We start from the raw sequence: 23686 nt of genomic DNA on the forward strand, positions 1-23686 counted from the left end.
AAAGTGGTTGGCTCAGAGCAGGGAAGAACTCACGCCACCGTCAAGCACGAAGCCGCTGCCGGTGGAGAAGCTGGATCGGTCGGAAGCAAGAAAGACCGCAAGACGCGCGACTTCATCGGGCTTGCCGTAACGCCCCTGGCGCTGTGCGATGACCGCGGAGAAGTCGGGCAAGTTGAGTTGCTTCTCGAACTCGGCGATATGCGACGTCACGAGTTCGGTATCGATAAACGCGGGGAGAATCGCGTTGACGCGGACCTTATGCGCACGGAGTTCGATGGCCGCCGTTTGCGTTAGCGACACCACGCCGGCCTTGGCAGCGGCATAGCTGCCGATCAGCGGGCACGCCGCCTTGGCCGTCACCGAGGCCATATTGATGATGCTGCCGCCGCCTGCTGCAATGATGGCTGGCGCCGCATGACGAATGCAGAGGAATACGCCGTCGAGGTTGACCGACGTGACCTCACGCCAATCGTCGTAGCTTGTCGTGACGAGCGGTGCGACTCGGGCTACGCCCGCATTGGGCACCATGATGTCGAGGCGACCATGCTGCTTGACCGTGGCAGCCACCAGCGCTTCGACGTCTTCCGACCGCCGTACGTCGCATTTCACGGCCGTGGCGCCTTCAAGCGAGTCCGCCACCTTCTGTGCCGCGCCCGCATCGATATCGGCGACTACCACCTTGGCACCCTCTGCGGCGAAAGCGCGTGCGACGGCCTCGCCGAGTCCGCGCCCGGCGCCCGTGACGATGGCGACCTTGTTATGCAGTTGCTTTTCGCTCATAGCAATCCGGCGGACAGGCCGCCGTCCAGGATGTAGTGGGAGCCCGTCGTCCAGCTCGCGGCGTCGGAGGCGAGGAAAGCGGCCATCTCGGCGACTTCCTGCGCGGTGCCGAGGCGCCCTTGCTTGACCGCAACGAGTGCACTGAACGGCACGCCGACCGCAGCTTCGACCGTGGGGATCAGTCGGTCGACCATCGCCGTATTCACAAAGCCGGGGCACACCGCATTCACGCGCACGCCGACCTGTTTGAGCTCGGCAGCGGCGGTGCGCGTGAGCTGCAGCACGGCTGCTTTGGATGCCGCGTACATGCCGAACAGCGGGACGCCGTTGACACCGGCCAGCGACGAGATGTTGACCACCGAACCGCGACCCGATTGAGCGAGCGCGCCGACGCCGTGCTTCATGCCGAGGAACACGCCCAGCACGTTGATCGACATCAGGCGGTGGAACTCTTCTTCCGTATGGTCGAGCAGGGGTTTGACGATTTCGATGCCGGCATTGTTGACGAGCGTGTCCATGCCGCCGAATGCCTTCGTGGTGGCCTCGACTGCGTTGGCGACGTCGGCTGACGAGGTCACGTTGCAGCGCACGGAGCGCGCTTGTGGCCCGATCTCGGCGGCGGCTCTGGCGGCACCCGCTTCATCGACGTCGCTCAACATGACCTGCGCGCCTTGCTCGACGAACAGCTTCGCAATGGCAAGACCCAGGCCTTGCGCAGCGCCCGTCACTAGGGCTCTTCGGCCCTGCAGTTCGTTCATGGCTCTGTCTCCGGTCCGCGTGGGAATCACGCGTCGGCACATTTGACCAGCCGCCGGCGTTCTGGCCCCCCAACAAAAGGTTGGTTTATCGTGTTGCGACGCAATAGGTGGGGTGGGGGGTGGAGCGGGTTGCCGGACGGATTACGAGGAAACCCTTGTCACGGTCACACCGAAGTGGCTCCGGGGAAGATCTTCGTGCGTTCGTGGATAATCGCAACGGAAGAAGGCGTATCCGTCGCACTCGTGGGCCTTTACGGCTGCGGAGCAAATATGGCGGGTATGTCAGCTACGGTTGATCAGCAATCGATTCGGCGGGACGTAAAGATCCGTCGTTAAGTCACGCGATATTCATTCAGGTCCGATAAAGGTGCATTCGATGACACATCCAGCTTTTCAGGCGGGAGCCGTCGCCGTTGTAACGGGCGGCGCCTCGGGTATTGGCCTTGCGGCCGCAGAGCGCTTTGCGACACTCGGCATGCGAGTCGTTATCGCCGATCTTGGCGCGCCGCGGCTGACGAAGGCGATGGAGCGACTGACCAAGCTCGCGCATCATGGCGCGGCCGACATCATGGCTGTCGAAGTGGACGTGAGCGATGCCGAAGATCTGCGTAGGCTCGAAGCCGATGTGCGTGAGCGGTTTGGCGGCACCGATGTGCTGATGAACAATGCGGGTGTTCAACCGGGGAGCAGCCTGTTCGGGCCGTCGGCGAATTGGGAACGTGTGATCGATGTGAATCTGTGGGGCGTGATACGCGGCACGCGCGCCTTTGTTCCGGGCATGATTGAGCGCGGCAGGCCTGGGGCTGTGATCAACACGGGGTCGAAGCAAGGCATCACTACACCGCCGGGCGATCCTGCTTATAACGTGTCGAAAGCGGGCGTCAAGGCGTTCTCGGAGGCGCTTCAACATGAGCTGCGCAATACGCCGCATTGCAAGCTGAGTGCGCATTTGTTGATTCCGGGTTTTGTCTTTACTGAGCTGACGGCGCGTGACCGGACTGAAAAGCCGGCTGCTGCGTGGACGCCGGAACAGACGGTCGACTTCATGATGGAACGGCTCGATGCGGGCGACTTCTACATTCTGTGTCCGGACAACGACGTACCGCGCTCGCTTGATGAGCGACGGATTCTTTGGGCTGCGGGCGATATCGTTCAGAACCGACCGCCGTTGTCGCGGTGGCATCCGGAGTATGCGGAGAAGTTTGCGGAGTTTGTGAAGGGGGGTGAGTAACGGCCTCCCGACACCGTATGTCGCGGCTTACCGGAGAGATTTTTGCAGCAGGGTGACGTCTAACCAACGCCCCTGCTTGAATCCGACGTTCTTGAGTTTTCCCGCCGGTAAAAACCCGCAGCGTTCGTGCAGACGCACCGACGCGTGATTGTCGTCGCCAGCGATGGTGGCGATCATTTCCCTGAAGCCGGCTTCAACGCACGCTTCGATCAAGCGCTCCAGCAGAAGTCGGCCGATGCCGCGGCCGCTAGAGTCCGCGGCAAGGTAGACGGAGTGCTCGACCGTGTGTCGATAGGCGGCCCGCGACTTGTAGGCCCCTGCATAGGCGAAGCCGATGACATCGTCATCGCGGGTCGCTACGAGATAGGGTGCTCCGGTGGAGATCACCTCTTCGTAGCGTTGTAGCATCACTGATGTCGTCGGAGGCTCGATTTCAAACGAAATCGCCGTGTGGGTCACGTAGTAACCGTAAATCTTGCAGATGGATGCAATGTCGGCGGCGGAGGCCGGGCGAATCAGAATGGTGTCGGATGCGTGGGTCATTGGACGCTCTTGTCGAATACGTCCAATGTTAGCCGACCTCGGGGCTATCCCTTTCCGTACCAGAGTTCGAAGTGGTTGTATCTCACGTTCTTGCAAAGTGACTGATTGAGCGGATGGAGTTGAGTCACAGGGACCGGCAGGCCGCCGATGGCTGTCTTGACTTGCTCCAGTGCCGGGTCGCTCACTTTGTCCTTGCAGTAACGCAATTCGGATTGAGGCGGAGAGGGTTTGGGGCCGACGAGTTCGATTCCGGGCACGATCAGACGCGACTGACGCAGCAGCGTACTGTCGGCGGACGCCGTGGTCCGCTGCGTCTCGAAGGCAATCTGAATATAAAGACGTACCGGCAGCTCGGAGTTGTCGAGAACGGTCGGTGTCGGTGAAACAGCTGCGGCGGGTACGGTACTTCCGGTGTTCGCTCCGCTCGCCGGATTGGCAGGCGGCGTGTTGTCAATGATCTGACTCATCGCGTTTGTGCGAGCAATCTCGATCGGCGTAGCATCCGGCTTCTGTCCCGCGAGCAATGTTTCGTTAAACAGCACGCTGACCTGAGTCTCGAGCGTCGGATCCATGGCCTTGTGTTCCGCGAGACCGCTCAGCAAGAGGCTTCCGATGCGCACTTGCGAAATGTCCGTCGAGCTCAGCATCGGGGCGATTTTGATGACCACGTCGGTATCGCGCCTGGCGTCGTCGATCTCTTTTTGCCGTGCGACCTGCTCTTTGTTTAAATAGTTCTGGACGTAGCCGTAGCCCGTGGTGACGAGGCCTGTGAACACGCTAGCGAGCAGCCAGAAACCAACCTTGCTCTCCAGGAATGCGTTGAGCTTTCCGAACCAGGTGACCGGTTCTTTGCCCTTGGCGATCTCCTTTTGTGCCTCGGCTCGGACGACTTCCTCTTCCCGTATGGCGTCCTTTTGTTCGTCAGTTAGCGGCATGCTGCTTTTCTCGCTCAGCCGTTCAACACGACGTGATCAGGGATGTGGGTTGCGAAGCCATTGTCGAGTGCAACGGACGTTGGAGCCGGCGCCGAGAACTCGGAAGGAAATTTCGTCTGAGCAAGGGCCTCGACTTGAGCCAGCGCATCGTCCAGGCCGGCGTCGGCAAGTCCTAGTGCGGTGAGTGCAGCTCGGGTGCTCGGGCCTATTGCCCCATCAAGATTTCCGATGTCGTGTCCGCACCGTATCAGCAAGGCCTGAAGCTGCGCTTCTTTCTGCGCGTCGCCAAACATGTCGACGTGCACCCCTATCGCCAGAATCGCTGACGCAGCGCCTGCGGTGTAGGGCTTTGCAAAGTTATTTCCTTTTTTCGCCCGGTAATAGTCGATCACGAGCTGATGACTGCCGCGGCATTCGAAATGCCAGGCTTCGCTGAGTGAAGCATTCGGCGTGTCGATGATGGGTACGAAGCCTCGGTTCTTCGCAATATCCCAGAAATTGCTCAAGCTCATATGCAAGTCGGAAAGTGAAACGTCCATTGCGCGGCCAGCTTCATGGAAACTGCCTCCGGGTGGCGGGCTGAATGCTGTTTTCTTGCCCTTCACGTAGTCGAGATGCGATTGCAGTTGCATCTCATAGCTTCGGAATAGGTCGGAGAGCACTAAGCGGCCACCGTGGGCCTGGAGGTCCTTTGCCAGCATCCCGATGGCGTTGGCCATATCGGGTGTGGCTTGCGCGAGTCTCTTGGGTAGAGGAACGGGGGCACCCTGTGCGTTCTTGTATATGGAAGGGATATCAACGTTGACCAGCGGCGTTTTCATGGTGCCTCCTTGGGTGGTAGTGCTTCCAACGTTCAACAGCGCTCAGCGCGTGATACTCGGCGGCCGATGTATCGGGATGTCGATGGGTAAAGTCCGATGCGCCAGGCAACGTGAGGTCGGTCCGCGAAGTGAAGGGACCTTTTTAGCTAGAGAACGAGTTGCTTCTCATAGGCAATGCCGAGCTTCGAATAGCCCTGCATCGACGGATGAATCTCGTTTTCCCAATCGCCTGACGGACCGGTGGAATTGGCAGGTGCCGGGTTCAAGGTGCCGACCAGATAGATGGGCTTGATGTTGGGATTCTTGACGCCTTTGCTGCTGAGTAGTCCGCCTAGCGAATTCAGGTATTTCGCCCACTCCTGGATGATGTAGGTCGTCAACGGAAGCCAGTCGTTCGTCGGTATCTGGTAAGTGGTGTAGGCCGTGCGTAGCCACGGTCCCAGGCCGGGGCCAGCGGTGGCATCCCGCGGCTGCGGGCAATCGTAGGTATGGACAAAGATCGGAATGCCGGCAGACTGACTGTTCGGATCGTCGCGTTTGTCGATCACCGCTTTGAAGCATTGGGTGATCATGTCAAAGAACGCTGTCCATCCTTCCGGTCGCAAGTACCGGCTCATGGACGCACCGGCGGGCACCTTGTCGTGGTCCTGAAGGAGACGAAGCGCTGCCTTGGTTGGGTCAGTCACATTGGGCGGTGTCAGGATCGCGTCGAACAGATCGTTACCGCCGGCCGACATCAGGATCGCATCCCACTTGTACGCGAGCCGTCCACCGGCGAGATAGGTGACGAATTTGACCTCCCTGTCCCATTGCACCATTTGCGCGAGTGTTTTGCCGGGGTAGGCCAGGGAAACCGCCGCTGCACTGTTCGGCAATCGAAGGTTGAACAGAATGTTGGTCGTCGCCCACGGCGGCAATTGCCCTATGGAGAACCACGAATCCCCCTGAGCCAGCAACCGCCATGTCGAGGTTGTCAGAATGTGTCCGCGATCGTTGTTCAGATCGCCGGGCTGCAATACCGCAAGCGGATGTTCGAAGGCCATGGCGCCCTCCGATAGGTCACTACAGTGATGGGTCGAGTGGGGACATTTTCGCTAGCATCAGCGCGCATTCTTGGGCGGCGATCTGACGGAATTGCATCTTCGTGACGGCGATGCGTTGCGCGTCTGAATTCGCCTTTCTTCGGGGTGAAACGCTGCACGCGACGCAGCGATTCGCAAGACCGAAGATGCAATGCGAATAAAAGGACATAGAACGGAATTCGTAAACATAAGATCGCGAGTGCGATGAGTTTTCGCGCGCATGTGAGTCGGCAACGTTCTTGGAACACGACGCGGTCCGGACTCGATTCAGTTCGACACGCACCAGCGCGTCCGTTGCGAGGCTGGCGTTGAGCCGACAATGAGGATGCCTTGGAGCCACGCGTTGATCGAAATAGTGTGGGGTTCCGCACACTTCTCATGGGCATCTGACAACTCGCGAGCACGGCCTGACAAAAGGTGGACCGCCTAAGCATTCCAGCCGGCTTGATTTCTTCTTCTCGTGCTCTAGATTGGATCAAGCATTTCGGCCACGTGACGCGTTCGGCGAAATGAATTCAGGCGGCCCATCGCCGACTAACGAATCCCGCTGGAGGCTCTATGGCTGACGACAATCCATCCGATCCGGTGCAGCCGGCGGTCAATGGCGATGCCGGTACACAGCTGGCCGGTGATGGCGCCAACGGTGCGCAGCAGGAAGCCAAGGGCTCGCCTGATGCGCAGCAGGACATCAACAGCACGACCGACGCGCAGCCCGTCAAGGACGCACCAGAGCCTGATGGGGCCACCATTTTTAAGGCGGTTCGCAACGCATTTTCGCTCGGGTGGAGTCTAGTTGAACTTACCGGACGAATCGAATCGGAGTTGGGGGAAGTGGAGCAACGCGGCATGCGCGTTGCGAGTCTGTGGCGCGTTTCGCTATCGCGAATCGCATCGATGCACTATCAGGCGTTCGGCGGTACCACGACGGACAAGACGTTCTACGCGCCGCAGGTGAATTTACCCGGATATTTGTTCCCAGCTGCTGGTCCCAACGACTACACGCAATTCAGTTCTTTAAATCCGAAGGCCGACCAGGACCGCCTTCTCGTCAACTTCAAGCTCTATGACGTCACGAAACGAGCGATCAACTGTCTTGCGTTGCTCTATGTGAATCCAGAAGACAGTCTGGACAGCGACCGAATCAAAAATCTGCAAGACCTGCTTATCGCGGCGGATAGCGCGCTGCAGTCAAGTGACAATCCAAAAGAACAAATTACCACGCTGGTGAAGCGATTTCTTATCGCGTGGGACGGGTTCCTTCGCGAGCACTTCTACGCGGGCGGACTGTTGCCCGACACCGATCTTGAGGTAACAGCGTATGAGGCAGGTCGGTCGATGGCCTCATTGTCGTGGTCAATTACCAGCAAAACGCTTGATTGGGAGCGAACGTTGCCGAGCCCCGTGGCGCGCGCAGGCGTCCTGGAAGGCAATCAACGCTTGGTCGCATCAAGAGCCAGTGTGATTGATGACATTGTGCGCAACGATGGAGTGGGGGCTGCATGGCAGAGCGCGTTCAGGCAAGACTTCATCATTCGCCTGCAGCACGACGTTGTGGCCTTGAGCTCGAAGCTGGATGAGGCATACCTGGCTCAGCATTCTGCCGATGCGAACGTCGCGGGAAAAAGCGCCAAGGATGTCGACGCAGACTTGCCCAGCGTCTCCATTCGAGCGATAAAGCAGGGACTTGAATTCTGGCGTCGCGCGGTCGAAAAGATGTTGAAGTCGACGCAAGATCCGTCGAGCACGGCAAGCGCGTCGGATCCGAAGGTGAACGTGTACGACGACTATCGAAACCATTACGAATGGTCGAGAACAATGCGACTTGCGTTGACCAAACAAGTGAGCATCTGGCAGACGCTAATCACTGGCCAACAATCGCTTCGAGCATTCAGCACCGAAAACATCGCTCAGAAGCTGGTCGACGAAGTCTGGACTGAAATTCAGGCAGGCCTCGCCGAAGATATTGGAGAGACGGTGCGGCACGCGGAGGATGCCGCAGCCGAGTTGGCCAAGGAGGCCACCGAGGCGGCGGGAAAGGCAATCGACAAGATGTTCGTCGCGGCAAGGGCCTTTATATGGCCGCTGGGTATCCTTGCGGTCGCAGTGATCGGCATAGGTGTCATTCTGCTTTTCGGGCAGTACGATCACGCCGGGACTCGTGGCGCGTCTGGAGCGCTCAGCGTCGCCGGTATTGGAGCGGCCGCTGCCGGCGTACTCAAATGGCTTGGTATCTCTACCGATAGAGCTGACGCACAGGCAAGCATCCAGGCCGCCGCTAAACCCGCACCTTCACCCAACGCGCAGGAAGCACAGGCACCCGGCATTGTGAACCGGGTTGAGCAGATATCGCGATCGTTCGCCAGCGACGCGATGAACGCGTTGAAGAACGGTTTTGGACAGGCACAGACGGAATTGGACGATCTGAATCGAAGCGTCAGTGTCACGTACCCGCTCGTCGACTACATTGCACTCCAAAGAACGCTCGTGAGTGGGGGCGGTAACGTCCCCTCGTCAGTCCAGGTGTTACTTAACAAAGGGGATTTCCTGAGAGACGTTATCTGGACGAGTGACGAACGCGCGGAGGAGATGAAGGCCATCGTGCGTGCTGCGTTCGGGCCGATCGCGATGCTGGCATATTCCGCCGTCAAAGACCCGTCGAAGTTGAAAGAAGCGAAGTCGCCCGAGCAATAAGGCGAGCTGCCGCTTGTTTGTCGACTTCATTAGGTACGTCGTTCACCAACATTGGGGTGGACCCGGATGTCTCACGCAACGCGTGATGCGGATCCTATGGTTCGGCTCCGCCAAGCCTTTTTCTCCTTCAGTCATCCCCTCGAATAAGTTATAGTATGACCCTACGACTTCGCCTCTCTTTGCATCACCATGTTCGAAAAAATTCCCGTGCAGACCATGAGCGACAACGTCGCCGAAAGGTTGCTCGCGCAGATCGATAACGGCACGTTTCCCAAGGGGCATAAGCTGCCGACCGAGGCCGCTTTGGCCGAGGCTTTCGGGGTGAGCCGGACGGTGATTCGTGAAGCTGTGTCGCGTTTGCGTAATGAAGGCGTCGTTGAATCGCGTCAGGGCAGCGGGATGTATGTTCGATCTGGCGACGTCGCACGGCCGCTACGTATCGACTTTGCGGAAGCCTCCGACCCTGATGGCGTTCCTTACATCATCGAGCTGCGTCGCGCGATCGAATCCGAGGTCGCCGCGGTTGCCGCAGAGCGCCGTACGCAAAAGCAAATGACGGCGATCGACAAAGCGCTCACAGCAATCGATAAGGCCGTCGAGGCCGGTTCCGATGGCGTTCGCGAAGACCTTGAATTCCACCGTGCGATTGCGATTGCCACGGGCAATCCGTTCTTCCTTAAGACGCTGGCATTCCTTCATCAATACCTCGAAGCCGGGATGAAGGTCACACGTCATAACGAGGCGACGCACGAAAATTTCGCGCTGCAGGTCAAGGAAGAGCACAACGCCATCGTGGCGGCCGTGCGCGCGAAGGATGTCGAAGGCGCTCGGCGCGCCGCACAGACACATATGATCAACGCGGCCCGAAGACTGCGCGAGGCCCGGCGCTAGCGCATCGCGCCAGGCGAACGAGACGACGCTAAAAACCTACGGTTTGGGGCGGGCATTTCGTTCACCGCACGCCGCTCGTCCTGCTGCCTTCGGACCGAATCACTCGGTGTTTTTCTAAAGAGGAATATTCATGTCTTCCAGAAACGTCGGCGTCATCGGGCTCGGGGCAATGGGATTTGGCGTCGCGTCGACACTTGTGCGTGCGGGTTTCAACACGTATGGCTGTGACGTACGCCCCGCAACGCTGGACGCATTCGAAAAAGCCGGCGGCAAACGCTGTGCGACGCCGGCTGAGCTGGGTGCCGTGTGCGACGTCGTGTTGACGCTGGTTGTGAACGCGGCACAAACCGAGACGGTCTTGTTCGGCGAAAACGGCGCGGTCGCTGCGATGCGGCCGGGCAGTGTGATCGTCGCGTGCGCGACTGCAGCACCCGATTCGGTCGTCACACTCGCACAACGCGTCGAAGCGGCAGGACTTCAGATGCTCGACGCCCCCGTTTCAGGCGGCGCTGCGCGCGCGGCATCGGGCGAAATGACGATCATGAGTTCGGGGCCTCAAGCCGCGTACGCACTGTGCGACGACGTGCTCGAGGCCATCGCTGCTAAGGTGTATCGGCTTGGCGATGCCCATGGCATAGGGTCGAAAATCAAGATCGTCAATCAATTGCTCGCGGGCGTTCATATCGCCGCTGCCGCAGAGGCGGTCGCTCTTGGCGTTCGTGAAGGGGTCGATCCGAAGGTGCTGTACGAGGTCATCACACACAGCGCGGGCAATTCGTGGATGTTCGAGAATCGCGTGCCGCATATCCTTGCGGGCGATTTCACGCCGCTTTCTGCAGTCGATATCTTTGTCAAAGACCTCGGCATCGTGCTGGATACCGGGCGCAAGTCCAAATTCCCGCTGCCGCTGTCTTCGGCCGCGCATCAGATGTTCATGATGGCGTCGTCCGCTGGACACGGTGGCGAAGACGACTCGGCTGTCGTCAAGATTTTCCCGGGTATCGACCTGCCCGCCAAAGCCTAAAAGAAAAAAACCGGTGCACACAAAACCATGTGCACCGGCTCGCTAAATCGCAAGCGTCTGGAGAGAGCGTTGCGACGAAGACAGACCACCCAAAACAATCTGCCACTGCAGACCTGCGGAGCTACACAACAAATCGATCAAGCGGCAAAGCCGGCTTTTACTTGATTTGATCGCGCCAGGCGTATTGCGGCTTCCATCCAAGCAGGCGCTTGAGCTTTTCATTGCTCAACAGCGTCTCGTTCTCGCCCAACGGCTTCTTGACGGGCACATTCGGGTAAAACTGCTTGAGCAGCGCGGCCGTCGGCTGATCAGACGACACATCATCCGCGGCGACATTCATCACCTGGAAGCCCAGGCCGTCCTTTTCGATGCCGAGCCGGCACGCCGTCGCAAGATCGCGGCCGTCGATATAGCTCCACGCAATACGCTTGCGCAGGCTCGCGTCCTTGTTCCATGTCGCAAACTTCTCGTAGTCGACGGGGTCGAGCACGTTGCCGATGCGGAAGCAGTAAATGTCCGCTCCCGTGCGACGGTGGAATGCCTTGCCCGTGACTTCGTTGATGACCTTCGACGTCGCATAGCTGTCCATCGGGTCGACCGGGTAGTCTTCGTCGAGCGGGAAGTACTCAGGGTCGCGATGGCGGTGCGCGAACACCACACCGTACGTCGTTTCGCTCGACGCCAGAATGACCTTCTTGATGCCGAATTTCGATGCCGCATCGAGAACGTTGTAGGTGCCCATCACGTTGATGCGGAACACTTCGTTATCCGGCGTGACCAGAATGCGCGGGATCGCGGCGAAATGCACGATCGCGTCGATCGGCTGCGGCTCGAGGTCGTCGGCGAATTCCTGCGGCACTGTCGTCGATGCCAGCGCGTTGAAGACCTGGCCGGCATCGGTCAGATCCGTGATCAGGGTACGCGCAGTGCGCTTGGCCATCGGCACGCGATCGAGATTGAGCACTTCGTACCCGTGATTGACGAGATCTTCGACCACCCACTTGCCTGCCAAACCACTACCGCCTGTCACTATCACACGCTTTTTCATGCGTCTCGCTCCTTGATTCATCGAAATGGCTGGCTACGTTGAGTCGCTGCCTTGCCGCTGCTTTGCTGGCGTATTGCGCTTGATGGCCCCTTTATTGTCCTTCAATGCACTGAGTCAGGCTTAGAGAGGGCACTACGGGGCAGGCACATCGACATGCTAGCCCCAGAAGACGTCGCTTTCTGTGACACGGGTCACGTTCTTCTGCCGCACGGCTCGTACCTGAAGCGATGCAGATCAACGAGGCGGCCGATGTATGACCCCCGTCACAGAATCGCAAGAGCGATCCGCCTATGATGGTTCGAGCCTCATGACCGGCACCTGCGGGTGACAGCGATGCAAGAGGCGATGCGCTTTGCAACGCACGACTGAGTGCGCAAAACAGCCGGCGGACAACGAGCCGATATCGAGCAGGAGACATCTGTTGAGTGCCCTTTCTTCCAAGAAAAGTCCTGACGGCGCACCCGGTTCGGTGGCTGCGAGCGTGAAATCCTTGCTCAAGATTCGCGAGCTCAACATTCTGTCGGTGCTGATCCTCGTCGGCATCGTCATCAGTTTTTTCTCGCCGTACTTTCTGACGACGGACAACCTCATGGGTGTGTTCCGTTCGTTTTCGCTCGTCGCGATCATGGCGATCGGCATGATGCTCGTGATCATCACGGCGGGCATCGATCTCTCCGTCGGATCGGTCATGGGCTTGTCGTCGCTGATGACGGCGCTCGCGTTTCAAGCCGGCTATGGCCCCATTGTCGCGGTGCTGTGTGGTCTCGCGGTCGGTCTGATCGTCGGCAGCTTTAACGGGCTGCTGATCACGTTGATCGGCCTGCCGCCGTTTATCGCGACGCTGGGCACGCTGAGTATCGGACGCGGGCTGATGTACATCATCACCAAGGGCGTGCCGGTCACGCCCGACATTCCCGATAGCTTCGCGTATATCGGTCAGGGCTATATCGGTCTGGTGCCGTTTCCGGTGGTCGTCATGATCGTGCTGACGATCATCTTTGCGATCGTCATGCGCCGCACGCGTTTCGGTCGTCACGTCTATGCGACGGGTGGCAATGAAGTGGCCGCGCGCCTCAGCGGTGTGCGCACGCATCGCGTGAAATTCGCTGTGTACGTGGTGTCGGGCCTGATTGCATCGCTGGCCGGCGTGATCAGTTTTTCCCGCTTCGTATCAGCCGAGCCCGCATCGGGGTTCGGCGCCGAACTCGACGTCATTGCGGCGGCCGCGATCGGCGGAGCAAGCCTGTCGGGCGGCGCGGGCAGTATCGAAGGCGCCATCATCGGCGCCGCGCTCGCGGGGATCATCTCCAACGGTGTCGTGCTGCTCAATATCAACACCTATGCGCAACAGGCGATTACGGGCTGCGTGATCCTGATCGCAGTCAGCATCGATATCTGGCGCATCCGCCGCAAGGGTCGCTAAGCGCGTACGGCGCTTCTTTCTCACCGGGACCGTGCGCCTTTGCGAACGCACGGAATGCCTCTCGCAGTGTCTTCGCATTTCCGATGTTTGAACCCTCAGCTCACAACGATAATTGGAGACAACATGAACACATTGAATCGACTGCTCGCCGCCGCGGTGCTATCGACGCTGGCGATGGGCGCGATCGGCGCACAAGCCAAAGATGCCAAGGACATTTCGGTTGCCGTCGTGCCGAAGGTCGCGGTGCCGTTCTTTGACGACTGCAACACGGGTGCGAAAGACGCCGCGCAAAAGGCCGGCGTGAACTATCAATGGGTGGTTCCGCAGAATACGCAGGGCGCGACGCAGGTGCAGATCATCGAGGATCTGATGTCGAAGCACGTCGACGGCATTGCGATTTCGGTCAACGAGCCGAAGTCGGTCGAAAGCGTGATGAAGCGTGCGGAACAGGCGGGCATCAAGGTGCTGACATTTGACTCCGATTCGCCCAAGAGCGGACGCTCGATGTACATCGGCACCAGCAACGAAGCGGCCGGCGAAACGATGGCCGAATCGATGGCCAAGGCGATTGGCGGCAAGGGCGACGTCGCGATTGTGACCGGGCAGCTTGGCGCAGTGAACCTCAACGAGCGGATCGCCGGCGTCAAGAAGGGCCTCGCGAAATATCCGGATATCAAGATCGTCGAAACGCAAGGCACGGATGACGACCTCGCGCGCGGTGTCTCCGTTGTGGAAACGACGTTGCGCGCACATCCCCAACTCAAGGGCATTTTCGGCGTCAGTCAGGTGGGCGGCCCGGCCGTGTCGAAGGTACTCGATACGAAAGAGTTCGGCGGCATGAAGGGCAAGCTCGCCGTGTTCGCGTTTGACGATCTGCCCGACACGATCAAGGGCGTCAAGGACGGCACGATCGAGGGCATCATTGTCCAGCGTCCGGTGACGATGGGTCGCCTGTCGGTTGAACATCTTGTTGCGCAAATTCAAGGCACCGAGACACAAGGCAAGGATATCGACACCGGCGTGACGGTCGTCACGAAGGACAATATCGGCAGCTACACGAAGTAAATCGAGGCTCCTATGCACACGGACGTGGAGACGCGAAAGCCGTTTCTCGAGATGCGCAATATCTCCAAGACGTTTCCTGGAGTGAAGGCGCTCAAGCAAGTGGATTTCGAAGTCTTCCGCGGAGAGGTGCTTGCTCTTGCCGGCGAGAATGGCGCTGGCAAGAGCACCTTGATGAAGATCCTGACCGGTGTGCTGGGCCACGACGAGGGCGGCAGCATCTCGATCGAAGGCGCGGTGGTCGAACTGCGCAGCAACAATCACGCACGTGATCTCGGCATCGGCATCATTTATCAGGAGTTGTCGGTCGTCGACAACCTTACGGTCGCAGAGAATATTTTTCTGGCCCGAGAACCGATCGGACGGTTCGGCTTGCTCGATCAGCGACGCATGCACGACGAGGCCAAGGAAGTTCTTGAGTCTTTAGGCATGGGATCGATTGATCCTGCCGAGCGTGTGAGCGAGCTGAGCGTCGGCCAGAAGCAGATGATCGAGATCGCCAAGGCGATCTCGTATGAGTCGAAGATCCTCATCATGGATGAGCCGACTGCTTCCCTGAGTCATCAGGAGACGCAGATCCTGCTCGACATGATCAGGCACTTGCGCGAACGTCATATCGGGGTTGTCTATATTTCGCACCGCCTCGAAGAGATTTTCGAGCTGGCCGATCGCGTTGCAATTCTTCGTGATGGCTCGACGGTGGGTGTTTATCCCATTGCTGAACTGACGCGCGACAAGCTCGTGCGCGCGATGGTCGATCGCGACGTCAATGAGCTTTATGCGCAGCCCGTCTCGCACGCGAGCGAGGACGTGGTGCTCGAAGTGCGCAACCTGACGATGCGTGTCGGCAAGGGCGAGCGAGCGCGCGTTCATGACGTTGGCTTCAAACTGCATCGCGGTGAAGTGCTCGGTATCGCGGGCCTGGTGGGTTCAGGGCGCACCGAGATTGTCGAAATGATCTTCGGCATGCGTGCGCACACGGGTGAGATTTTCGTTGAGGGCGAACGCGTCAATATCCGCAATCCTCACGACGCGATTTCGCGCGGTCTCGGGTTTGTGACTGAAGATCGTAAGAGCCAGGGTCTCGTGCTCGAAATGAGCGTGCGCGAAAACTTCAGCCTCACGCATCTCGAGGCGTATTCGCCGTTTCAGTTCGTGAATCGATCGAGCGAGCAGGAACGTTGCCGCGAGTACGTGAAAACGCTGGGCGTTAAAACGCCTTCGCTCGAGCAGAAGGTGATCAATTTAAGCGGCGGCAACCAGCAGAAAGTGGTGATCGCCAAATGGGTCGCGCGCCACCCGAAAGTGTTGATCGTCGACGAGCCCACGCGTGGCATCGATATCGGCGCCAAGGCCGAGGTCCATGCCTTGCTGGCAAGGCTGGCGGCGCAGGGCATCGGTGTGATCGTGATTTCTTCCGATTTGCTTGAAGTGCTCGCGATCAGCGACCGCATCCTGGTCGTGCGCGAAGGCGCGATCAGTGGCGAGATGCGCCGGGACGAAGCGACGCAGGAACGGGTGATGGCGGCGGCGACGGCCTGAATGATCTTGCCACGCGGCGCGTTGACATCCGTCGCGCGTCGACGTCGAAAGTTGGCCGGTCGCAACGTGTCGAACGGCTTTTTTACCGGGAGTTTTAAAGCGTATGACCACCATTGTTGTTGTGCACACCGGCCCCGTGACCGTGCAGCCGCTTAAGGACCAGTTCAAGGAGCACCTGCCCGATGCGCGTGTGATCAATATCGTCGACGACAGCTTGCTGAACGACGTTCGCACTGCGGGGCACCTGACGAGCGAAGTCACGGGACGCCTGTATTCGTATATGTCCAACGCGCAGGCGATGGGCGCAGACATTATTCTTAACGCGTGTTCGTCGGTCGGCGAAGCGACGGACCTGCTGCGCAACCTGATCCGCACGCCAATCGTCAAGGTCGACGAGTCGATGGCCGAAGAGGCGAGCCGCATCGGGAAACGTATCGGCGTGGTCGCGACCGTCAAGACGACGCTTGAACCCACTACGCGCCTGATTCAGAAGAAAGCTGCCGAGCACGCACGCTCGATCACCGTCGTCGAGCGTATCGCCGACGGCGCGTTCGATGCATTGCTTGCGGGTGATGCGCAAAAGCATGACGACATCCTGACGCGCACGATCACCGACCTCATGAACGAAGTCGACGTCGTCGTGCTCGCTCAAGTGTCGATGGCGCGCCTCGTGCCGCTGCTGGGCAAGACGCGCGTGCCGGTGCTGTCGAGCCCGCGCAGCGGAGTCGAAGCGGTCAAGCGCGAACTCGAAGCCTCGTTCGCGACGAAGTGAGTGCAAGCCGGATCGTCACCGGGTCACCGCGCTGCTCGCGCGCAGCCCGGTGCTGCCGGCCGCATGGGGAGGGCTGCCGAAGCGGTGGGCCTCGCCTTCGCTCAGCCGTGCCTTGCGCGCATCGTACGAAAGATCGTCGAGTTCCTGTGGCGCGGCATACGCCGGCATATAGCGCCGGACAAACGACGCGGTCAGCACGACCTTGCGTTGATGCAGATCGACCAGGCCTTCGGCCCGCAGATCGTTAAAGTGCCGGTTTACCGACTCGCGCGACGTGCCGATGAATTCGGCGATCTTGTCCTGCGGAATCGAAAGATCGATCAGAATCGCGTGGCTATTGCCATCGTGAGTGAACTGGCGTCCGATCTGGCCGGCGAGCATGACGAAGACGTTCGTCAGGCGTTTCCGTACGTCATGCAGCGACAGATTTTCGATCAGCTGCTGCGATTCCTTCCAGCGGCGATACTGACTCGATGACACAAAGTCGCAGATCACGTCGTACCTGGCCACCAGGTCGCGGAAAACCGCTCGCCGGACGTAGCACACCACGCTCGACGCAAGGGTCTGCGCGAAATGCGTGTACTTGGCCTCGTTGAGCGCATCACCGTCGCCGAAAATCATGCCCGGCTTGATAAACGACAACGTGACCTCCTGCCCGTCTTCAGTGAGCCGATAGAGGCGCACGCTGCCCGACTTGAGCAGACAGACGAAGTCACTGTCGTCGTCCGGCGTATAGAGGGTCGAATGCTTGCGTATTGCTCTCTGATCGTTAAATGCGGGAAGCGCCTCATGGAGGCCATTGCGCTCGATGAGCGGGATCAGTTCGATCTGTCCGGCGAACCACATTGCGCGTCTCCTTCCTTCATGCGTGTTCTGCATTCCAGCGTTTGAACCACGACAAACCGTCGGACGTGCGTCCGCGCGGTACGTACTCGCATCCGACCCATCCTGCGTAGCCGAGCTCGTCGATCAGCTTCAACAGGTACGGGTAATTCACTTCGCCTTCATCCGGTTCGTGGCGATCCGGGACACCCGCGATCTGGATATGCCCGACATTCGCGATGGTCGAGCGGAGCTTGACCGCGAGGTCACCTTCCACGATCTGAGCGTGATACAGGTCGAACTGCACCTTGAGATTCGGCGCGCCGATTTCGGTCCGGATCTGGTGGGCATCGTCCTGCCGATTCAGGAAATAGCCCGGCATATTGCGTGTGTTGATCGGCTCGATGAGGATCGTTCGTCCGCGCGCGGCGGCTTCCTTGGCGGCATAGGCGAGGTTCTCGATATAGGTCGCACGCATGCGGGCGCGATCGTCGTGCGGGCCGACGACACCCGCCATCACGTGAATATGCGTGTTGCCGAGCGCCTCGGCGTAGTCGAGTGCGGTGGCGATGCCGCGCTTGAATTCGTCGTCACGTCCGGGCAAAGCGGCAATACCGCGTTCGCCCTTGTCCCAGTCACCGGGCGGGGCGTTGAACAGCGCCTGAGTCAGTCCGTGTTCGTGCAGGCGGCTCGCGATGTCGCGGGCCTCGAAAGCATAGGGAAACAGATACTCGACACCGCTGAAGCCGTCGTGTGCCGCGGCGCCGAAGCGTTCGAGAAACGGGTGCTCCTGATACATCATCGAAAGGTTCGCTGCGAATCTGGGCATGGCTTAAAGAATGTGTTGGGTTTTGACGGGGGTGCTCTGCGTCAAGTTGCTTAGCGTCGCGTGAAGTCTGTGTCGCTTACCATTTCGCGCCGAATACCGTGCGCAGCTCTTCGATATGCCGCTCGTCGAGTGGCGCCGGTTTGGGATTCGTCATCAGCCAGAGCCTTGCCGTTTCTTCGAGTTCTTCGAGCGCCCAGGCGGCTTGGGATACCGTCGCACCCCATACGACAGGGCCAAGCCTTTCGAGCAGCACGGCGCGTGTACGCGTAGCCAGTTCGCGCAGGCGTTCGGCGACGGCCGGGTCGCCGGGGCGGTGGTAGGGCATCAAGGGCACGTGGCCGACTTTCATGACGTAGTAGGGCGTAATCGGCGGCAGCACGTCGTCGTTGTGCCAGACGCCGTCGAGCGTCAGTGCGACCAGGTGCGTCGAATGCGTATGGACGACCGCATGCATTTCACTATTGTTGTCGTAGATCGCGCGGTGCAATTGCAGCGTCTTCGAGGGCTTGTCGCCGCTGAGCCAGTTTCCGGACGGGTCGACCTTTGAGATCGTCGCGGGGTCGAGATGGCCGAGGCAAGCATCGGTCGGCGTGATCAGCCAGCCGTCGACAAGCCGTGCGCTGATATTGCCCGATGAACCCACGGTATAGCGGCGCTGATAGAGATCGGCGCCAATACGCACGATCTCTTCGCGCAGTGCGTTCTCGGTGGCTTGCTGGGAGCTGGACATGTTCATCGCGCCACAGCCTCGCATTGCGTCAAAGCCTTGCTAAAGAAATCCGGCGTGCCGAAGTTGCCGGATTTAAGTGCAAGGGCGAGAGCGGGCGTGCCAAGCGACGCCGTCCATGGAACGCCGGGATCGATCTGCGGGCCGATGCGCAATGACGTGACGCCGAGTGCTTTGACGACGGCGCCGGAAGTCTCTCCGCCTGCCACGACGAAACGCCGCATGCCGTCGTCGCGCAGCTGCCGGGCGATCGTGGCCATCGCGTTCTCCACAAGCGCACCTGATTGCGCGGCACCGAGCGCCTGCTGCACTGCCGCGACATCGTCGGGCTCGCTCGTCGCGTAGAGCAGTACAGGTTCGTGTTCGATGCGGGCGCGCGCGAATTCGAGCGCTTCGGCTACGACGGGGCGATTCGCCGCCAGGGCGAGCGGATCGATCCGGAATGCGGGGCGGCCTTGCTCGCGCCAATGCGCGACTTGTCCGTTGGTCGCACGCGAACAACTGCCCGACAACACCGCGGCAGGGCCTTCGATGGCCGGTAGCTGTGCGGCGCTTGCCGCTTCGGGCAACAGACCCGCATTAGCGAAATTGCGCGGCAGTCCAAGCGCGAGTCCCGATCCGCCGGTCAGGAGCACATCGTTCGCGCAGGCGGCGCCGAGGCGGTAAAGATCGTCGTCGGAAATGGCGTCGGCGATGGCAAGTCCGATGTCTTGCGCGGCCAGCGCGAAGCGTGCCTCGTGAATGGCCTCTACGCCGCGCTGGACGCTGTCATACCGCAGCAGCCCGACACGCTGGCGCGTTTGCTGCTGAAGCACACGCACGAGGTTGGCATCCGTCATCGGTGTGAGCGGATGGTTCTGCATGCCGGACTCGTTGAGCAGCACATCACCGACAAACAGATGCCCGCGATACACGGTGCGTCCGGCCTCCGGAAACGCCGGACACGCGATGGCGAACGACACATCGAGTGCTTCCATCAACGCATCGGCGACAGGGCCGATGTTGCCTTTCGCCGTTGAATCGAACGTCGAACAATACTTGAGATAAAACTGCCGGCAGCCGCGTTCGCGTAGCCAGGCCAGCGCTGCGAGCGACTCGCTGATCGCATCTTCGCGGGGTGCCGTGCGCGACTTCAGGGCGACGACGATGGCCTCCGCCGGCTCGTCGAGCGGCGCGTTCGGCACCCCGATCGTCTGAATCGTGCGCATGCCGCCCCGCACGAGCATGTTCGCGAGGTCTGTTGCACCGGTGAAGTCGTCGGCGATACAGCCGAGCAAAGCAGGTGAAGAAGTCGTCATCTGAGCGTCGGTGTTGTTAGGCAACAGCGTCTTGTCGCGCAGCACGGCTGCGCGAGGACGTCTTTTTTCCGTAACTGAGTGCGCCGGTTTGAGCTGGTTTGAGGCGGTCAGGCCAACCCCGGCGCACTATCCCTGAGCGATTCATGGGTCCGGCGACGAAACGACGGTCGCTGACCCGGTCTTGCTACCAAGCGTTGCGACATGTTCTGGCTTGGTAAAGTTGTATGATAATCTTATCTTGTGTTGACTCGGTCGGCAACCGTGGAGCATCCAATGAAAATACTGATCACCGGTGGAGCAGGGTTTCTGGGGCAACGACTTGCACGGGCCTTGCTCGAGCGCGGACGGTTCGTGTTCGACGGCCGTGCGCACGAGATATCGCGGATCACGCTGCTCGATATCGTTTCAGCGACGGGTTTCGACGATCCACGTGTGCAAGCGCTCACTGGGGACATCGGCGACCCGGCCGTGCTCGACGCCGCGATCGACGCGGAAACGCAGGTGATCTTCCATTTGGCCGCCATCGTGAGTGGCCAGGCCGAAGCGGATTTCGATCTGGGCATGCGCATCAACCTCGATGCGTCGCGCATCTTGCTGGATGTGTGCCGCGAACGCGCACACCGACCCCGTGTGCTCTTCACGAGTTCGGTCGCGGTGTACGGCGGTTCGCTGCCGGCCGTGGTGAAAGACGATACGGCGGTGCATCCGCAAACCTCATATGGCACGCAGAAGGCTGCAGCAGAGTTGCTGCTGGTCGATCAGGCACGGCGCGGTTTTATCGACGGCCGTGCGGTTCGACTGCCGACCATCACGGTTCGTCCCGGAAGGCCGAATGCTGCGGCATCGTCGTTTGCCAGTGGCATCATCCGCGAGCCTTTGAACGGCGAGCGTGCCGTGTGCCCGGTCAGCGAGGATGCGCGGATGTGGGTCATGTCGCCTGATCGGGCGGTCGAATCGATGATTCGGGTTGTTGAACTCGATCGGCAAGCGCTCGGAGACTGGCCCGTGCTCAATTTGCCGGGCCTGTCGGTCAGCATCCGGGAGATGGTCGATGCGTTGACCCATGTCTGCGGCGCTGACGTCGCCGCCTTGATTGACTGGGTGCCTGACGCACGTATCGAGCGTATGGTCCGTTCATGGCCGGGCGCATGCGACCCGACACGCGGCCGGCAACTCGGACTGGAAGGCGATCGAAACTTCGAAGAGGTGGTTCGGGCGTATCTGGCGTCGCTGCCAGCCGCCGCGCGCGTTACGACGCCGGCCCGTTGATCAACGCGAACATATTGAAGTGGCCGGGCGTGCCGCGCACCATGCGATAGGCACGCAGCACGCCTTCAAATTCGAAGCCGCATTTCTCGAGCACGCGCATCGATCGCTGATTGGTCGTGAGCTTAAAGAGTCGCCAGCTACTGAAGTTGGGCCCGGATCTTTCTGGCGATCGCTTCGAGCTTGGCCGGGTCCGCGGGCACACGCGCGTGCGGAAGCAATGGCTCACTCTTCCAGCGCGGAATGATATGGAAATGTACGTGCGGCACGGTCTGCCCCGCATCGCTTCCATTGAACTGCGCAACGATCAGCCCGGTTGGCTCCAACGCAGCACGCACGGCGAGCGAAAGGCGCTGGACGGTCTGCATGCATGCGAGCGCCGCAGGGGCGGACAATTCAAAGATTTGCGCGGCATCTTCTTTAGGGACGACAAGCACGTGCCCCTCGGACTGCGGCATCACGTCCATGAATGCAAGCGTCGTCTCGTCTTCGAAGACCTTGAAGCACGGCGCTTCCCCACGCAGAATTTTGGCGAAGATGTTGTTGCGGTCGTAGTCCGTAGCCATGCTCGATCGTTCCGTGAGGGAATGTGGAAGGGCAACGCGCACATTATCACTCAAGCATCGCTACGTTTCGTTTATGACGGTCCCTGATCCTTTTACCCGGCGTCTATGCCACCGTCACTACACTGTGACTGCCATTCAATTGAGAGCTGGTGACATGTCGATCCGATTCCTTCGCCCACCCAGTCGTTCCGCTGCCTGACGGGCAGGACGTCTGCGCCTCTCTTCCTTGAAGCCACCGTCTTGCCAGCAGGTCAGCGGTGCGCGTCGTAGTCACTTTTCCACGCAATGTCGTTTGCTGCTTGCAGCTTGATTCGCCGCGATCGCGGTGATGCGGGTATTCGTGCGCTCCGTTGGCTTGTGTGGTCGCGCAAGTCCAGACGATGAACTCGTATTTTTTGGAGCCTTTCCATGTTTGACCTCAACAAGAACTATTCACGCGAATTTATTCACACCGCATGTGGCGGCAGCAAGCAGGCGTTTTTGCCGACGAAGAACGGACGTGTCGTCGCAGCGTGCCTGCGTACCGATCTCAACCCGAACGCGCCGGATGTGATCATCTGCGACGGCAGTGCTTCGGCGCGCGCCGCCGGTCGCACACTCGCAGGTCAGGGTGTGGCGATCCCGGTGTTCGTGAAGATGGAGGTCGATGCGTTTCGCTACGTCGGGCTGTATGTCGTCAGCGAATCGTTGACTGCACCGATGGACTACGCGCCGTATGTGCGCAACAGCAGCTTTACGACGAATCAGGTGTCGCGCGTGCTGAAGATGAAGCGATGCTGACATCGGGACCGTCGGGTTCTTCGATGCCAGCGCCGGTCGCACGCCTCGCACGGTGAGGCCGACGCGTTCCCTTAACCTCGGAACGCTTCATCGATCTCCGCATGCGAGAGATGAGCGACCGTGTTCACGAGCGTCTTCGCCGCGCAGGCCAATGCGATGGCCACGGCCGCACGTCGATCGAACCCGGCGGCCTTGAGTGCAGCAATATCGTCGGCGGTCGGCTGCGTCCGCTGACTCGCGATCGCCGTTGCAAAGCGCCGGACTGCCTCGAGCTTGACATCGTCGAGCGGCGTGCCTTGTCGAAGCGCCCTGACGACGCCCGCCGGGGCGCCGACCTTTTCAGCCAGCGTTGCGTGTACGGCAATCCCGTAGTCTGCGGAGTTGGCGCGGCTTGCCGCGACGAGAGCAACCTGTTGCTCCACAGGCGTCAGCGACGTCGATCCCAGCGATTGAAGCATGGTCAAGTACGCGCCGAGCACCGCAGGTTCCGCGGCAATGGCGTAACCCAGATTCGGAACGAACCCAAACACAGAACGCATCGTGTCGAGAAGCGGCTTCGCTTCCGCGGGCGCCGTGGATTCATCCAGCGCGCCAAACAGTGCTTGGGATTGCGATTGAGCGTGAGTCGAAGCGGATTGCGACAGGTTTTGCGTGGACATGAAAGTCTCCGGAAAAAGGGACGAAGCACCGATTCATGTCTGCCGAGCGAGTTCGTCGCGTCATTAAACTGAACCGAACGATCGGTACAATAGGCGTCGACTTTCACAATGTCAACCTAAAGTTTCTGCTTGTTTC

The 23686-nt window shown here is 60.0% G+C and carries 23 protein-coding genes and 1 pseudogene; 10 read left to right on the forward strand and 14 right to left on the reverse strand.

Annotation, left to right across the window (positions count from 1 at the left end):
* Positions 1–12 precede the first annotated feature (12 nt).
* A complete protein-coding gene (locus tag ACMFWR_RS29565; RefSeq protein WP_413195931.1) occupies positions 13–780 on the reverse strand; it encodes an SDR family NAD(P)-dependent oxidoreductase in 768 nt (255 codons plus the stop codon).
* Positions 777–1538, reverse strand: a complete 762-nt coding sequence (locus ACMFWR_RS29570) for an SDR family NAD(P)-dependent oxidoreductase (RefSeq protein ID WP_413195932.1) — start codon at positions 1536–1538, stop codon at positions 777–779. Before ACMFWR_RS29570 ends, ACMFWR_RS29565 begins: the two co-directional genes overlap by 4 nt.
* Positions 1539–1914: 376 nt before the next feature.
* Here ACMFWR_RS29570 and ACMFWR_RS29575 point away from each other — a divergent pair, with 376 nt between their 5' ends.
* Positions 1915–2769: an SDR family NAD(P)-dependent oxidoreductase gene (locus ACMFWR_RS29575; protein ID WP_413195933.1), complete on the forward strand. Its 855-nt coding sequence runs from the start codon at positions 1915–1917 to the stop codon at positions 2767–2769.
* A 27-nt stretch (positions 2770–2796) separates the two neighbouring features.
* On the opposite strand, the gene ACMFWR_RS29580 is transcribed toward ACMFWR_RS29575, so the two are convergent.
* The 4 genes from ACMFWR_RS29580 to ACMFWR_RS29595 form a co-directional block, all read right to left on the reverse strand.
* A complete protein-coding gene (locus ACMFWR_RS29580) occupies positions 2797–3312 on the reverse strand; it encodes an N-acetyltransferase family protein (RefSeq protein ID WP_413195934.1) in 516 nt (171 codons plus the stop codon).
* 44 nt (positions 3313–3356) lie between these two features.
* Positions 3357–4247 (reverse strand): hypothetical protein, encoded by an 891-nt coding sequence (locus ACMFWR_RS29585; RefSeq protein WP_413195935.1) that lies wholly within the window; start codon positions 4245–4247, stop codon positions 3357–3359.
* Positions 4248–4261: 14 nt separating this feature from the next.
* On the reverse strand, positions 4262–5068 hold the full coding sequence (locus ACMFWR_RS29590) for a D-alanyl-D-alanine carboxypeptidase family protein (RefSeq protein WP_413195936.1): 807 nt from the start codon (positions 5066–5068) through the stop codon (positions 4262–4264).
* Positions 5069–5214: 146 nt separating this feature from the next.
* Positions 5215–6111, reverse strand: coding sequence for a hypothetical protein (locus tag ACMFWR_RS29595; protein WP_413195937.1), 897 nt, complete (start codon positions 6109–6111; stop codon positions 5215–5217).
* A 597-nt stretch (positions 6112–6708) separates the two neighbouring features.
* Here ACMFWR_RS29595 and ACMFWR_RS29600 point away from each other — a divergent pair.
* From ACMFWR_RS29600 to ltnD, 3 genes are all read left to right on the forward strand, one after another.
* Complete coding sequence (locus tag ACMFWR_RS29600; protein WP_413195938.1) at positions 6709–8841, forward strand: hypothetical protein; 2133 nt, start codon at positions 6709–6711, stop codon at positions 8839–8841.
* Between the two features lie 189 nt (positions 8842–9030).
* A complete protein-coding gene (locus ACMFWR_RS29605) occupies positions 9031–9732 on the forward strand; it encodes a FadR/GntR family transcriptional regulator (protein ID WP_413195939.1) in 702 nt (233 codons plus the stop codon).
* Positions 9733–9862: 130 nt separating this feature from the next.
* Complete coding sequence (gene ltnD, locus ACMFWR_RS29610; protein WP_413195940.1) at positions 9863–10756, forward strand: L-threonate dehydrogenase; 894 nt, start codon at positions 9863–9865, stop codon at positions 10754–10756.
* 157 nt (positions 10757–10913) lie between these two features.
* Here the strand turns inward: ltnD and ACMFWR_RS29615 are convergent, their stop codons facing one another.
* On the reverse strand, positions 10914–11804 hold the full coding sequence (locus ACMFWR_RS29615) for an NAD-dependent epimerase/dehydratase family protein (RefSeq protein WP_413195941.1): 891 nt from the start codon (positions 11802–11804) through the stop codon (positions 10914–10916).
* Positions 11805–12225: 421 nt separating this feature from the next.
* On the opposite strand from ACMFWR_RS29615, the gene ACMFWR_RS29620 reads away from it, so the two are divergent.
* From ACMFWR_RS29620 to ACMFWR_RS29635, 4 genes are all read left to right on the forward strand, one after another.
* Complete coding sequence (locus tag ACMFWR_RS29620) at positions 12226–13227, forward strand: ABC transporter permease (protein ID WP_413195942.1); 1002 nt, start codon at positions 12226–12228, stop codon at positions 13225–13227.
* A gap of 174 nt (positions 13228–13401) precedes the next feature.
* A complete protein-coding gene (locus tag ACMFWR_RS29625; RefSeq protein WP_413197385.1) occupies positions 13402–14292 on the forward strand; it encodes a sugar-binding protein in 891 nt (296 codons plus the stop codon).
* A 12-nt stretch (positions 14293–14304) separates the two neighbouring features.
* Positions 14305–15831, forward strand: coding sequence for a sugar ABC transporter ATP-binding protein (locus tag ACMFWR_RS29630; RefSeq protein WP_413195943.1), 1527 nt, complete (start codon positions 14305–14307; stop codon positions 15829–15831).
* A gap of 103 nt (positions 15832–15934) precedes the next feature.
* Complete coding sequence (locus ACMFWR_RS29635; protein WP_413195944.1) at positions 15935–16603, forward strand: aspartate/glutamate racemase family protein; 669 nt, start codon at positions 15935–15937, stop codon at positions 16601–16603.
* Between the two features lie 15 nt (positions 16604–16618).
* Here ACMFWR_RS29635 and ACMFWR_RS29640 read toward each other — a convergent pair whose 3' ends face one another.
* The 4 genes from ACMFWR_RS29640 to otnK form a co-directional block, all read right to left on the reverse strand.
* Positions 16619–17449: a Crp/Fnr family transcriptional regulator gene (locus tag ACMFWR_RS29640; RefSeq protein ID WP_413195945.1), complete on the reverse strand. Its 831-nt coding sequence runs from the start codon at positions 17447–17449 to the stop codon at positions 16619–16621.
* A gap of 16 nt (positions 17450–17465) precedes the next feature.
* Entirely contained in the window at positions 17466–18254 is a 789-nt protein-coding gene (otnI, locus tag ACMFWR_RS29645; RefSeq protein WP_413195946.1) for a 2-oxo-tetronate isomerase, read from the reverse strand.
* A 76-nt stretch (positions 18255–18330) separates the two neighbouring features.
* The gene (locus ACMFWR_RS29650) at positions 18331–18984 is read right to left on the reverse strand and encodes an aldolase (RefSeq protein WP_413195947.1); all 654 of its coding nucleotides are present in this window, start codon (positions 18982–18984) and stop codon (positions 18331–18333) included.
* A 2-nt stretch (positions 18985–18986) separates the two neighbouring features.
* A complete protein-coding gene (otnK, locus tag ACMFWR_RS29655; protein ID WP_413195948.1) occupies positions 18987–20279 on the reverse strand; it encodes a 3-oxo-tetronate kinase in 1293 nt (430 codons plus the stop codon).
* A gap of 273 nt (positions 20280–20552) precedes the next feature.
* Between otnK and denD the strand changes: the two genes are divergently transcribed.
* Entirely contained in the window at positions 20553–21548 is a 996-nt protein-coding gene (gene denD / locus ACMFWR_RS29660; protein WP_413195949.1) for a D-erythronate dehydrogenase, read from the forward strand.
* On the opposite strand, the pseudogene ACMFWR_RS29665 reads toward denD, so the two are convergent.
* Both ACMFWR_RS29665 and ACMFWR_RS29670 read right to left on the reverse strand, forming a co-directional pair.
* Positions 21529–21669 (reverse strand): annotated as a pseudogene (locus tag ACMFWR_RS29665) (GNAT family N-acetyltransferase); the annotation flags it as partial. The gene denD and the pseudogene ACMFWR_RS29665 sit on opposite strands and share 20 nt — an antisense overlap.
* A gap of 16 nt (positions 21670–21685) precedes the next feature.
* Positions 21686–22111 (reverse strand): HIT family protein, encoded by a 426-nt coding sequence (locus ACMFWR_RS29670; protein ID WP_413195950.1) that lies wholly within the window; start codon positions 22109–22111, stop codon positions 21686–21688.
* Positions 22112–22519: 408 nt separating this feature from the next.
* Between ACMFWR_RS29670 and ACMFWR_RS29675 the strand changes: the two genes are divergently transcribed.
* Positions 22520–22891 (forward strand): DUF6697 family protein, encoded by a 372-nt coding sequence (locus ACMFWR_RS29675; RefSeq protein WP_413195951.1) that lies wholly within the window; start codon positions 22520–22522, stop codon positions 22889–22891.
* Between the two features lie 71 nt (positions 22892–22962).
* On the opposite strand, the gene ACMFWR_RS29680 is transcribed toward ACMFWR_RS29675, so the two are convergent.
* Positions 22963–23550, reverse strand: coding sequence for a carboxymuconolactone decarboxylase family protein (locus tag ACMFWR_RS29680; RefSeq protein ID WP_413195952.1), 588 nt, complete (start codon positions 23548–23550; stop codon positions 22963–22965).
* Between the last annotated feature and the right edge of the window lie 136 nt (positions 23551–23686).

The sequence above is a fragment of the Pararobbsia alpina genome, from assembly GCF_965118125.1.
GTDB lineage: Bacteria > Pseudomonadota > Gammaproteobacteria > Burkholderiales > Burkholderiaceae > Pararobbsia > Pararobbsia alpina_A.